The following is a 12,223-nucleotide window of genomic DNA, read 5'->3' as shown; positions in this document are numbered from 1 at the left end:
GTTCAGGCTTCCGTGACCCAATGGGGGGCGCGCTTGTCGAGGAAGGCGCCCAGGCCCTCCTGGCCCTCGGCGGACACCCGCAGGCGCGCGATCAGGGCGGCATTATCGCGATCCAGGGTGTCGCGGTCATGGCTGTCCCGGACCTGCCGCACCAGCTGCTTGGCGGTGGACGAGGCGATCGGGCCTGCCTTGTCGAGCAGGGCCAGCTGGCGTTCCAGCGCCTCGTCCAGGCGCTCGGGTTCGACCAGCTGGTGGACCAGGCCGATCCGCAGTGCGGTCTCGGCATCGAAGTGCTCGCCGGTGGCGAACCATCGACGGGCCTGGCGTGGGCCGATGGCCTCGATCACATAGGGGGAGATCACCGCCGGCAGCAGGCCCAGGCGGCTTTCGGTCAGGCCGAAGCGGGCCACGGTGCTGGCGATGGCGATGTCGCAGCAGGCGACCAGGCCGACACCGCCGCCGAAGGCCGCGCCGTGGACCCGTGCCAGGGTCGGCTTGGGCAGCTCGTCCAGGGTGCGCATCAGCCGGGCCAGGGCCAGCGAGTCCTCGCGGTTATCGGCTTCGCTGGCCGCAGCCATGCCGCGCATCCACTGCATGTCGGCGCCGGCCGAGAAGGAGGCGCCATGGCCGGCCACCACCACGGCCCGGATCGAATCGTCCCGTCCGGCGGCCTCCAGCGCGGCGGTCAGCCGGGCGATCAGGCTGGCGTCGAAGGCATTGTGCAGTTCCGGCCGGTTCAGCCAGAGGGTGATGACGGCGCCGCGGCGCTCGATCTGCAAAGCATCGTTCATGGGATTCCAGGGTCACTCCATACCTGTATGGATCATAGCGGGCCATTGGTCATGGGCCATGACGCGACGCGGGAATGTTAGAATCGAGAACCATTTACATCCAGCAGAGAACACGCTAGATGACGCTGTCCGAACTGCCGCTGCACACCTCGGCCGTGGTCGAGTCCGTGCAGGACCTGCACGCCAACGATGCCATCGCCCGTCGCCTGCGCGAGCTGGGTTTCGTCAATGGCGAGGAAGTGCGCCTGGTGGCCAAAGGTCCGGTGGGGGGCGAGCCGCTGCTGGTGCAGGTCGGGTTCACCCGGTTCGCGCTGCGGATCAGTGAGGCCAAGCGCATCGTGGTAGACGCCAACCGCCAGGAGCGACGCGCATGAGCGCTTCCGCTGCCACCGCCCCGCTGCGCATTGCGCTGGTCGGCAACCCCAACAGCGGCAAGACCGCGCTGTTCAACCAGCTGACCGGCAGTCGGCAGAAGGTCGCCAACTACACCGGCGTCACCGTAGAGCGCAAGGAGGGCCGCCTGCGTGCGCCGTCCGGCCGTGAATTCGCGGTGCTTGATCTGCCGGGCGCCTACAGCCTGCATCCGGCCAGCCTGGACGAGGCGATCACCCGCGACCTGTGCCGGGGCTTCTACCCGGGCGAAGCCGCGCCGGACGTGCTGCTGTGCGTGATCGACGCCACCAACCTGCGCCTGCACCTGCGCTTCGCGCTGGAGCTGCGTGAGCTGGGCAAGCCGATGGTGGTCGCGCTGAACATGGTCGACGCCGCCCAACGCCGCGGCATCCAGGTGGATGTGGCCGCGCTGGAACGCGAGCTGGGCGTGCCGGTGGTGGAGACCGTGGCGGTGCGCAAGCAGGGCGCCAAGGCCTTGGTCGAGCGCCTCGATGCGATGGTGCCGCACCTGGATGCGCCGGTGCCGGGCCCGGAAGGTGGCATCGACTACCACGCCAAGGTGCGCGAGATCCTTTCGGTCGCCGTGCGCATGCCGGCGCGAACCGCGAAGATCGACGACGCGCTGGACCGCTGGCTGCTGCACCCGGTGTTCGGGCTGATCAGCCTTGCGGTGGTGATGTTCCTGATCTTCCAGGCGGTGTATGCCTGGGCGACGCCGTTGATGGATGGCATCGAGGCTGGCTTCGCCTGGCTCGGTACTCTCGTTGGCAGCGTGTTGCCGGAGGGTCCGCTGGCCAGCCTGCTGACCGACGGCATCATCGCCGGTGTCGGTGGCGTGGTCGTGTTCCTGCCGCAGATCCTGATCCTGTTCTTCTTCATCCTGGTGCTGGAGGAATCCGGCTACCTGCCGCGCGCGGCGTTCCTGCTCGACCGCATGATGGCCGCTGCCGGCCTGTCTGGCCGCTCGTTCATCCCGCTGCTGTCCAGCTTCGCCTGCGCGGTGCCGGGCATCATGTCCACGCGCAGCATCCAGGACCCGCGTGACCGCCTGGCCACCATCCTGGTCGCACCGCTGATGACCTGTTCGGCGCGCCTGCCGGTGTACGCGCTGCTGATCGGTGCGTTCATTCCGCAGAAGACCGTGTGGGGCGTGTTCAACCAGCAGGGCCTGGTGCTGTTCGGCCTGTACGCCGCCGGCATCCTCAGTGCGCTGGCGATGTCGTGGATCATGAAGAAGTGGCGCCGCGACAAGAGCGAGCATCCGCTGATGCTGGAGCTTCCGTCGTACCGGCTGCCGCATGCGCGCGACCTGGCGGTGGGGCTGTACGAGCGCGGCATGATCTTCCTCAAGCGCGTCGGCGGCATCATCCTGGCGCTGACCATCCTGCTGTGGGTGCTGCTGTCGTTCCCAGCGGCGCCGGCGGGCGCCACGATGCCGGCCATCGACTATAGCTACGCCGGCCAGATCGGCCATGCGATGGCGGTGTTCTTCGCACCGCTGGGCTTCAACTGGCAGATCTGCATCGCGCTGATCCCGGGCCTGGCCGCGCGTGAGGTGGCGGTGTCGTCGCTGGCGACGGTGTATGCGCTGTCGGCGGCGGATGACGATGCGGCCAGCCAGGCACTGACCCCGTTGATCAGCGATGGCTGGTCGCTGGCCACGGCCCTGTCGCTGCTGGTCTGGTACATCTACGCACCGATGTGCATCTCGACGCTGGCCACCATCAAGCGCGAGACCAACTCGTGGAAGCAGATGGCCTTTGCCGCGTTCTACCTGTTCGCCGCAGCTTACGTGGCGGCGCTGATCACCTACCAGGTGATCAGGGCGCTGGGAGGTGGCTGATGGATACCGGGCTGCTGATCCAGTACCTGATCATCGCGGTGGCCGTGCTGGTCAGCGCCTGGGTGGTGCTGAAGAAGCAGTTCCCCGGCACGGTGCGCAAGCTGCGCGGTGCCTTGGCGCTGGCTCTGCTGAAGCCGGGCCGCCCGGCCTGGGCGCAGGCGCTGGGGCGGAAGATCGCGCCGCCTGCCAGCGGAGGTGGCGGTGCCTGTGGCGGTTGCGACAGTTGCGGGCCGACCAACAAGAAGTAGCGTCGAGCCATGCTCGACGGCGGCTGTGCGGCGGGTGCGAACTTTCGGCCTGTGGGTGCGAACCTTGGTTCGCACGCTTTCCGGGGTTCAGACCTCTTTGCGGATGATCGCGCGAAAGCGTCCCTCCTGCTGCATCCGCCGTACCGAGGCGCGATTTCCATGGGTCGCTGCGAAGCCCGCCACGTCGGCAAGGGCATTGAGCAGCAGGCGCTTCATCGCGTTGCGATCGCCAGCATCGAGCAGGTCATGAAGATCCTGCTGGGTGAAAGCCCGGCGCAGGCCTGGCGTCTCTTCGATACGCCAGTCGACATGCGGCGTGGGGATGCTGGAGCGGTACCTGAAAGCCGTTTCAAGATCGTCGGGCGTGAGGGGGTGCACGAGCAACTCTGGAAAGTAGAGTCCAGCATTCACATAGAAACCGCGGCTTTCGCTGGCGCGTTGGTGATTCACGACAAGCAGGGCGTCATCCAGCAAGCGGTAGCGGGTGGTCGTGGTCCCGGCATAGCCGGTCTTCCTGGCGCACTTGCTGAAGACGGTCGCGGATTTCATGGGCGTTGCCTGGGCCGGAAGAGGGGACCACAGCCTTGAGTGGCCGCGTTTCTGCGTCCAGTGGTAAACGCGACATCTACGGTGTCGCATGCGCTCCGCCTGGTGCAGTCAAGAGAGGCGTACCCAGGGAGGAACGAGCATCCATTGCGCGGAAGGTCACCCAGCGTCGCAGTGACGGCGCTTGCCGGAGCAGGCGTGCTGCCGCTAGCCTGCAGGCATGAACCAGACTCCCCTGCGATTGCTCATTCACGGCGCCTCCGGGCGCATGGGCCAGGCCCTGCTGCGGCTGGCCGCCGAACATCCCGAAACCCTGCAGATCGTGGCCGCCGTGACCGGCCGTGCGCCGGCGCAGCGCGTGGTCGACGGCGTGCCGTTCTTTGGTGCCAGCGAACTGTCCGGTGCGCCGGTGTTCGACGTGGCCATTGACTTCAGCCTGCCGGAGGGCTTCGACCCGATGCTGGCGCTGTGCGTGGAACGCGGCGCGGGGCTGGTGTCGGGTACCACCGGCATCTCCGGCACGCAGCGGCAGGCGCTGGATGCAGCAGCGGCGAAGATCCCGTTGGTCTGGGCGTCGAACTTCAGCCTGGGCGTGGCGGTGCTGGACGAGCTGGTGGAGCGCGCCGCGCAGGCGCTGGCCGGCTGGGACTGCGATATCGTCGAATCGCACCACACGCAGAAGAAGGACGCACCGTCAGGCACCGCGCTAACCCTGGGCGCGGCCGCGCAGCGCGGCGGAGCGGAGCCGCATTACGCGAGCCTGCGTGCTGGCGACATCGTAGGTGAGCATCTGGTGCAGTTCACCGGGCTGGGCGAGCGCATCGAGCTGGTGCATAGGGCCACCAACCGCGACATCTTCGCCCGCGGTGCGCTGTTCGCCGCCCGCCAGCTGCAAGGCCGGGCCCCGGGCAGCTACCGGGTGCGGGACCTGCTGGCGTAAGGCGGTAGTGCCGGCCGCTGGCCGGCAACCCAGGGTCACGGGACGCCGATGGGGGGGCCCCGCCCCCCGCGCCCCCCCCCCCCCCCCCCCCCCCGCCCCCCCCCCCCGCCCCCCCCCCCCCCCCCCCCCCCCCCCCCCCCCCCCCCCCCCCACTACCGGGTGGCGGGTGCCGCATACGCGGCCGCATTGAGATGAATGCGCAATCGCCTGTTCATATAGCGCGATAACCGCTGGCGCGAGCGCCCCGGCAGCGTTACAATTCGCACTCGCCGAATCACGAAAGCCGGACCGGTCCCAGACCGCACGTCCGCGCTTTTTTGCAACCGGATTTCCGTGAAGCGCAGGCGTGACTTCGGCAGCCCCCTCGGTAGCCAAAGTGAGATTCCCGTGACCCAAGCCGCAATCCTCGTCCTCGAAGACGGCACCGTATTCGAGGGCGAATCCGTAGGCGCGCCCGGCCTGTCCGTCGGTGAAGTGGTGTTCAACACCGCCATGACCGGCTATCAGGAAGTATTGACCGACCCGTCCTACGCCCGGCAGATGGTCACGTTGACCTATCCGCATATCGGCAACACCGGCATGACCGATCAGGACGATGAAGCGTCCAAGGTATGGTCGGCCGGTCTGATCGTGCGCGACGTCCCGCGCCGTCCCAGCAACTGGCGCAGCCAGCTGTCGTTGCAGGACTGGCTGATCCAGCGGGGCGTGGTCGCCATCGCCGGCATCGACACCCGCAAGCTGACCCGCATCCTGCGCGAGAAGGGCGCGCAGAACGGTGCGCTGATGGCCGGCGACATCGACGTGGAAAAGGCACTGGAAGCCGCCCGCAAGTTCCCGGGCCTGAAGGGCATGGATCTGGCCAAGGTCGTCACTACCGAGAAGACCTACACCTGGACCGAGGGCCAGCTGGACCTGGATGCCAATGCTTTCGTCAGCGTGCCGGCCCGGTTCAAGGTCGTGGCCTACGACTTCGGCGTGAAGACCAACATCCTGCGCATGCTGGCCGAGCGCGGCTGCGAAGTGACCGTGGTGCCAGCGCAGACCCCGGCCGCCGAAGTGCTGGCACTGAAGCCGGACGGCGTGTTCCTGTCCAATGGCCCGGGTGACCCGGAACCGTGCGACTACGCCATCGACGCGATCAAGGCCTTCATCGACGTGAAGATCCCGACCTTCGGCATCTGCCTGGGCCACCAGCTGCTCGGCCTGGCCTCTGGCGCGAAGACCATGAAGATGGGCCATGGCCACCACGGTGCCAACCACCCGGTGCAGGACCTGGACAGTGGCCGGGTGATGATCACCTCGCAGAACCACGGTTTTGCGATCGATGAGGCAACCCTGCCGCCGACCCTGCGCGTGACCAACCGTTCGCTGTTCGACGGCACCAACCAGGGTGTCGCCCGCACCGACGTGCCGGCGTTCTCGTTCCAGGGCCATCCGGAAGCATCCCCGGGCCCGCACGATGTCGGTCCGCTGTTCGACCGCTTCGTGGCGCTGATGGAGCAGGCCAAGGCGTGATCAGTACGCCGCCGGCCTGCCGGTGGCGTCGCGATGGACCGTAAACCCCGCATCGCTGCTGCCCCTGGCGCGGCGCTGCGGATCAAGATTCCTGATCGACAGCGTGCGATCACCCCCCTTGTCACGCTGTACTGACTTAGAGAAGAAAATGCCCAAGCGCACTGACCTCAAGACCATCCTCATCATCGGTGCTGGCCCGATCGTCATCGGCCAGGCCTGCGAGTTCGACTACTCCGGCGCCCAGGCCTGCAAGGCCCTGCGTGACGAGGGTTACCGCGTGGTGCTGGTCAACAGCAACCCGGCCACGATCATGACCGACCCGGAGATGGCCGACGCCGTCTACATCGAGCCGATCAACTGGCAGACGGTCGAGAAGATCATCGCCAAGGAAAAGCCCGATGCGCTGCTGCCGACCATGGGTGGCCAGACCGCGCTGAACTGCGCGCTGGACCTGGCCGACAACGGCGTGCTGGAGAAGTACAACGTCGAACTGATCGGCGCCAAGCGCGAAGCGATCCGCATGGCCGAAGACCGCGAGCTGTTCCGCGTGGCCATGGGTGAGATCGGCCTGGAATGCCCGACCGCCGCCGTCGCCCACACCCTGGACGAAGCGCTGGAGATCCAGACCCGCGTCGGCTACCCGACCATCATCCGCCCCAGCTTCACCCTGGGCGGCAGCGGTGGCGGCATTGCCTACAACCGCGAAGAGCTGGTCGAGATCGTCAGCCGTGGCCTGGAACTGTCGCCGACCACCGAAGTGCTGGTGGAAGAGTCGGTGCTGGGCTGGAAGGAGTTCGAGATGGAAGTTGTCCGCGATACCGCGGACAACTGCATCATCGTCTGCTCGATCGAAAACCTCGACCCGATGGGCGTGCATACCGGTGACTCGATCACCGTGGCGCCTGCGCAGACCCTGACCGACAAGGAATACCAGCGCCTGCGCGATGCCTCCATCGCCGTGCTGCGCAAGATCGGCGTCGATACCGGTGGCTCGAACGTGCAGTTCGGCATCAACCCGAAGACCGGCCGCGTGGTCGTCATCGAGATGAACCCGCGCGTGTCGCGTTCCTCGGCGCTGGCCTCCAAGGCCACCGGCTTCCCGATCGCCAAGGTCGCCGCCAAGCTGGCCGTGGGTTACACCCTGGACGAACTGAAGAACGAGATCACCGGTGGCCTGACCCCGGCCTCGTTCGAGCCATCCATCGACTACGTCGTCACCAAGATCCCGCGTTTCGCCTTCGAGAAGTTCCCGGCCGCCGACGCTCGCCTGACCACCCAGATGAAGTCGGTGGGCGAGGTGATGGCGATGGGCCGTACCTTCCAGGAGTCGGTGCAGAAGGCCCTGCGTGGCCTGGAAACCGGCAAGGTCGGCTTCGACCCGACCGGCCTGGACCTGGCCAACGAAGACGACCTGCAGACCCTGCGCCGCGAGTTGAAGGCGCCGGGCCCGGAGCGCCTGTTCTTCGTCGCCGACGCGTTCCGCGCCGGCATGAGCGTGGAAGAAATCTACGCACTGTCGTTCATCGACCACTGGTTCCTGGACCAGATCGAGGAAATCATCGCTGCAGAAGGCGAAGTCGCTGCCGGTGGCATCGACGCGCTGGACGCCGCACGCCTGCGCAAGCTGAAGCGCGCTGGCTTCTCCGATGCGCGCCTGGCGCAGCTGACCGGTACCAATGAAGCCGCCATCCGCGCGCTGCGTCGTGCGCACAAGGTGCGCCCGGTCTACAAGCGCGTGGACTCCTGCGCCGGCGAGTTCTCCACCGGTACTGCCTACCTGTACTCGACCTACGAGGACGAGTGCGAGGCCGCGCCGAGCAACCGCGACAAGATCATGATCCTGGGTGGTGGCCCGAACCGCATCGGCCAGGGCATCGAGTTCGACTACTGCTGCGTGCACGCGGCACTGGCGCTGCGCGAGGATGGCTATGAAACCATCATGGTCAACTGCAACCCGGAAACCGTGTCGACCGACTATGACACCTCCGACCGCCTGTACTTCGAACCGCTGACCCTGGAAGACGTGCTGGAAATCGTCGAACTGGAGCAGCCGAAGGGCGTGATCGTGCAGTACGGCGGCCAGACCCCGCTGAAGCTGGCGCGCGCGCTGGAAGCCAACGGCGTGCCGGTGATCGGCACCAGCCCGGACTCGATCGACCTGGCCGAAGACCGCGAGCGCTTCCAGCAGCTGGTCGACAAGCTGGGCCTGAAGCAGCCGCCGAACCGCATCGCCCGCAACGACCAGGAAGCCCTGCTGCTGGCCCGCGAGATCGGCTACCCGCTGGTGGTCCGCCCGAGCTACGTGCTGGGTGGCCGTGCGATGGAAATCGTCTACGGCGAAGCCGACCTGGCCCGCTACGTGCGCGACGCGGTGAAGGTGTCCAACGATTCGCCGGTGCTGCTGGACCGCTTCCTCGACAACGCCGTGGAGTGCGACGTCGACATCATTGCCGATGCCCAGGGCAACGTCCTGATCGGCGGCGTGATGGAGCACATCGAAGAAGCCGGCGTGCACTCGGGCGATTCCTCGTGCTCGCTGCCGCCGTACTCGCTGTCGGCTGAAACCCAGGCCGAGCTGCGCCGCCAGGTGGTGGAGCTGGCCAAGGCCCTGAACGTGGTCGGCCTGATGAACACCCAGTTCGCGATCCAGACCAGCGACGAGGGTGCCGACACCATCTACCTGCTGGAAGTGAACCCACGTGCCTCGCGCACCGTGCCGTTCGTGTCCAAGGCCACCGGCATGCCGCTGGCGAAGATCGCCGCGCGGTGCATGGCCGGCAAGAGCCTGGCCGAGCAGGGCGCGACCAAGGAAATCGTGCCGGACTACTACTCGGTGAAGGAAGCGATCTTCCCGTTCGCCAAGTTCCAGGGCGTCGATCCGATCCTCGGGCCGGAGATGCGCTCCACCGGCGAGGTGATGGGCGTCGGCCGCACCTTCAACGCCGCCTTTGCGCGTGCGCAGGAAGCCGGTGGCATCAAGGCACCGCCGGTCGGCAAGGCCTTCGTCTCGGTCCGCGACCCGGACAAGAAGCGCGTGCTGCCGGTGGCCAAGGCGCTGCTGGCGCGTGGCTACAGCCTGGTCGCCACCCGTGGCACCGCCGCGTGGCTGCAGCAGCACGGCATGGACTGCGAGATCATCAACAAGGTGGTCGAAGGCCGTCCGCACATCGTCGACTCGATCAAGAACGGCGAGATCGTCTACATCGTCAACACGACCGAAGGTCGCTCGGCGATCAACGACTCGTTCTCGATCCGTCGCGAGGCGCTGCAGCATCGCGTCACCTACTCGACCACCATTGCCGGCGCCAAGGCGCTGGTGGATTCACTGGAATTCCGCGGCACCGGCCCCGTCTGGTCGCTGCAGGAGCTGCACAAGGAGTTGAATGCATGAGAGCCCCCATCACGATGAAGGGCGCGCAGAAGCTGCGCGACGAACTGGATCACCTGAAGTCGGTCAAGCGCCCGAAGGTGATCGCCGCCATCGCCGAAGCGCGTGAGCATGGCGACCTGAAGGAGAACGCCGAGTACCACGCCGCGCGCGAGGAACAGGGCTTCATCGAAGGCCGCATCAAGCAGCTGGAAGGCGAGCTGTCGCACGCCGAGATCATCGACGTGAGCAAGCTCAACGCCGGCTCCAAGGTGGTGTTCGGCGCCAGCGTGACGCTGGCCGACGTGGAAACCGACGAAGAGAAGAAGTACCAGATCGTCGGTGACCTGGAAGCGGACATCAAGCTGGGCCTGATCGCGATTTCCTCGCCGGTGGCGCGCGCGATGATCGGCAAGCTGGAAGGTGATTCGATCGTGATCGACGCCCCGGCTGGCCAACGCGAGTACGAGATCGTCAGCGTCAGCTACGTGGACTGACACGGTGGCAACGGCGACCCTGCTGTTGCCGGCCCGCAGCCGCTTTGCCGCGGCTGCGTTGCCGGACGATGTGGCACGTGCGCTCGGTCGTGCCACGACGGTGCAGGTCGTCCCGGGCGAGCGCGCGCAGCTGACACGCCATTTCTCGGTTGCCGCGCCGCACTGGCCGGTGGCCGCGTTGACGCGCCAGCGCGACGTCGGCGATGCCGCCGGCGCCAGCTGGCTGCGTGCCGATCCGGCCTGCATGGTGCCGGACATGCATGGCGCGCGGATGATGGCCTACGGCGAAACGCTGCGACCGACGCTGGCCGACAGCCTGGCGTTGCTGCCGGTGTTGCAGCCGTTGTTCGCCGACGCCGGCTTCGTGCTTGACGCACCCGATCCTTCGCGTTGGTATCTGCGGCTGCCGATCGACAGCGAGCTACCGGACTTCGACAGCCCCGACGAAGTGCTGGGTGATGACCTGTTCTCGCACCTGCCGGAAGGGCGGGGCGGCCGTCGATGGCGGGCGCTGATGACCGAGGCACAGGTGCTGCTGCACAACCATTCCTGGAACCAGCAGCGCGCCGCGCAGGGGCAACAGCCGATCAATTCGCTGTGGTTCTGGGGCGGTGGCGTGATGCCGGTGTCGGTCAGCACGCCGCACGCACAGGTGCGCAGCCGCGATGCCCTGCTGCAGGGCCTGGCCCTGGCGGCTGGCGTAGCCGTCGATGGCGAGCAGGCGGTGGATGCACTGGTCGACCTGCGCCAGCTGCGTTCCCTGCAGCAGCTCGGCAACGATGCGATCCGTCCGCTGCTGGCCGCGCTGAAGCGCGGCGAGCTGCAGCGGCTGGTGCTGGATTTCGAGGACGGCCTGCAGTTCCAGCTGGATCGCGGACAGCGCTGGCAGTTCTGGAAGAAGCCGCGCCAGCTTCACGACTGACCGGGGGCTCGGCCGAGCGGGGTCGGATCCGTTTTCCATCGGAAAAGGGCTATGACCCCCAGGGTATGCCGGGGTTGCCGGCCAGCGGCCGGCACCACCGCAGGTAGCGGCGCCTCAACGGACCTCGCTCACCACCGTTGGCAGCGTCCAGTGCCCGCCCGCAACGCCCCGGCACTGCCCGGTAGTGAACGCTCTGGCCTTCACGAAACGCGTTCCATCCCAGACCCAATCGTGGCCGGAGAAGCAGTCGCCGACGCCGCGCCCGCGAAAACGACCGCTCAACGTGGCGTCGTCGCGATCGAAGTCTTCCGCATCGGACGTGACGAAGCGTGCTTCGTACGGCGCCTTGTCCTGCACTACCCAGTAGCCGTTGCTGAAGTTGTAGGCACCCACGAAGCAACTGGTGCTTGCCAGTACATGCTGGGCGTCCAGTCGCTGGATCTCGATCTCATCTGTCCCGCCATCGCTCAGGCGGCCGCACTCATCCGGCTTCGGCAGGCTGGCGATCAGCGCCTTGCGCAGGCCCGGTGCCTTGGCCAGTGCCGCGTCCGAGGCGCGCGATGTCACCAGCGTGCCGCGCACGATCACTGGCACCGGCAACGCCGCAGGCACGCTTGCTTCGGGCTTGTCGCCACGCCGTACCAGCGCACCGGGCGTTCCCAGCCGGCCCTGGGCCTCGTCCATCTTCAGCAGTACGGCTGCTGCACCGCTGTCGGAGATCGGCCACGCCTTGCCCTTGCCGTCGATGATCTCGATGCGTGCCTGGCGCGGCAGTGCGGCGACCAGTGCATCGGTCTGTGCCTGCTGCAATAACACTTTCTCCCCGTCGCCCGTGTCGCGCACCGGGCCCAGGTCCTTGCCGTTCAGGCGCAGGCGCAGCGCCCCGGTCGGCGTCGGGCTTTCGCCATTCTCGCCATTGCGCAGCCGCGCGAGCACCTTCGTACCCCGGCCGCCGGCGCGCTCCAGCATCAGGCTGAGCAGGTTGCCGGGTTGTTCCGGACTGTAGCCGGCGGCGCGACAGGTGCGGGTGTTGTCACAGGCCAGCGACCAGTCGTTGTGTTCGAATTCGACCCCGGGCCTGGGCTCAGGCGTGGCGGAGTGGGCGGTCGGCGCCACGGTGAGTGCCATCAGCGCGGTCAGCAGGGTGCGGGTCATGGATGG

General features: G+C 67.3%; 11 protein-coding genes. 8 read left to right on the top strand and 3 right to left on the bottom strand.

What is annotated here, in order from left to right; translation table 11 throughout:
- Positions 1-2: 2 nt before the first annotated feature.
- The gene (locus tag ROV95_RS14570) at positions 3-791 is read right to left on the bottom strand and encodes an enoyl-CoA hydratase-related protein (protein ID WP_312545011.1); all 789 of its coding nucleotides are present in this window, start codon (positions 789-791) and stop codon (positions 3-5) included.
- A 119-nt stretch (positions 792-910) separates the two neighbouring features.
- On the opposite strand from ROV95_RS14570, the gene ROV95_RS14565 reads away from it, so the two are divergent.
- The 3 genes from ROV95_RS14565 to ROV95_RS14555 are packed head-to-tail and all read left to right on the top strand — an operon-like array spanning position 911 to position 3,275.
- Positions 911-1,165, top strand: coding sequence for a FeoA family protein (locus tag ROV95_RS14565; protein ID WP_312545010.1), 255 nt, complete (start codon positions 911-913; stop codon positions 1,163-1,165).
- Complete coding sequence (locus tag ROV95_RS14560) at positions 1,162-3,027, top strand: ferrous iron transporter B (protein ID WP_312545009.1); 1,866 nt, start codon at positions 1,162-1,164, stop codon at positions 3,025-3,027. Before ROV95_RS14565 ends, ROV95_RS14560 begins: the two co-directional genes overlap by 4 nt.
- Positions 3,027-3,275 (top strand): DUF6587 family protein, encoded by a 249-nt coding sequence (locus ROV95_RS14555; RefSeq protein ID WP_312545008.1) that lies wholly within the window; start codon positions 3,027-3,029, stop codon positions 3,273-3,275. The genes ROV95_RS14560 and ROV95_RS14555 overlap by 1 nt, the downstream gene beginning before the upstream one ends.
- Before the next feature lie 87 nt (positions 3,276-3,362).
- Here the strand turns inward: ROV95_RS14555 and ROV95_RS14550 are convergent, their stop codons facing one another.
- Positions 3,363-3,824 (bottom strand): DUF4304 domain-containing protein, encoded by a 462-nt coding sequence (locus tag ROV95_RS14550; protein WP_019661458.1) that lies wholly within the window; start codon positions 3,822-3,824, stop codon positions 3,363-3,365.
- 265 nt (positions 3,825-4,089) lie between these two features.
- Between ROV95_RS14550 and ROV95_RS14545 the strand changes: the two genes are divergently transcribed.
- The 5 genes from ROV95_RS14545 to ROV95_RS14525 all read left to right on the top strand — a co-directional run bounded on the left by ROV95_RS14545 (position 4,090) and on the right by ROV95_RS14525 (position 11,062).
- Positions 4,090-4,761: a 4-hydroxy-tetrahydrodipicolinate reductase gene (locus ROV95_RS14545; RefSeq protein WP_262213531.1), complete on the top strand. Its 672-nt coding sequence runs from the start codon at positions 4,090-4,092 to the stop codon at positions 4,759-4,761.
- Between the two features lie 387 nt (positions 4,762-5,148).
- Positions 5,149-6,276, top strand: coding sequence for a glutamine-hydrolyzing carbamoyl-phosphate synthase small subunit (gene carA / locus ROV95_RS14540; protein WP_312545006.1), 1,128 nt, complete (start codon positions 5,149-5,151; stop codon positions 6,274-6,276).
- Between the two features lie 148 nt (positions 6,277-6,424).
- Positions 6,425-9,667 (top strand): carbamoyl-phosphate synthase large subunit, encoded by a 3,243-nt coding sequence (gene carB, locus ROV95_RS14535; RefSeq protein WP_021204548.1) that lies wholly within the window; start codon positions 6,425-6,427, stop codon positions 9,665-9,667.
- An 8-nt stretch (positions 9,668-9,675) separates the two neighbouring features.
- Positions 9,676-10,140: a transcription elongation factor GreA gene (gene greA / locus ROV95_RS14530; RefSeq protein ID WP_026347191.1), complete on the top strand. Its 465-nt coding sequence runs from the start codon at positions 9,676-9,678 to the stop codon at positions 10,138-10,140.
- A gap of 4 nt (positions 10,141-10,144) precedes the next feature.
- Positions 10,145-11,062: a phosphoglycerate mutase gene (locus ROV95_RS14525; protein ID WP_312545005.1), complete on the top strand. Its 918-nt coding sequence runs from the start codon at positions 10,145-10,147 to the stop codon at positions 11,060-11,062.
- A 114-nt stretch (positions 11,063-11,176) separates the two neighbouring features.
- Here ROV95_RS14525 and ROV95_RS14520 read toward each other — a convergent pair whose 3' ends face one another.
- Positions 11,177-12,217, bottom strand: a complete 1,041-nt coding sequence (locus ROV95_RS14520) for a DUF1176 domain-containing protein (RefSeq protein WP_312545004.1) — start codon at positions 12,215-12,217, stop codon at positions 11,177-11,179.
- Positions 12,218-12,223: the final 6 nt, after the last annotated feature.

Source organism: Stenotrophomonas maltophilia group sp. msm1, from assembly GCF_032025805.1.
Taxonomy (GTDB): domain Bacteria; phylum Pseudomonadota; class Gammaproteobacteria; order Xanthomonadales; family Xanthomonadaceae; genus Stenotrophomonas; species Stenotrophomonas hibiscicola.
The sequence above is the reverse complement of the archived record's forward strand: the minus strand, read 5'-3'. Positions and strand labels throughout refer to the sequence as shown.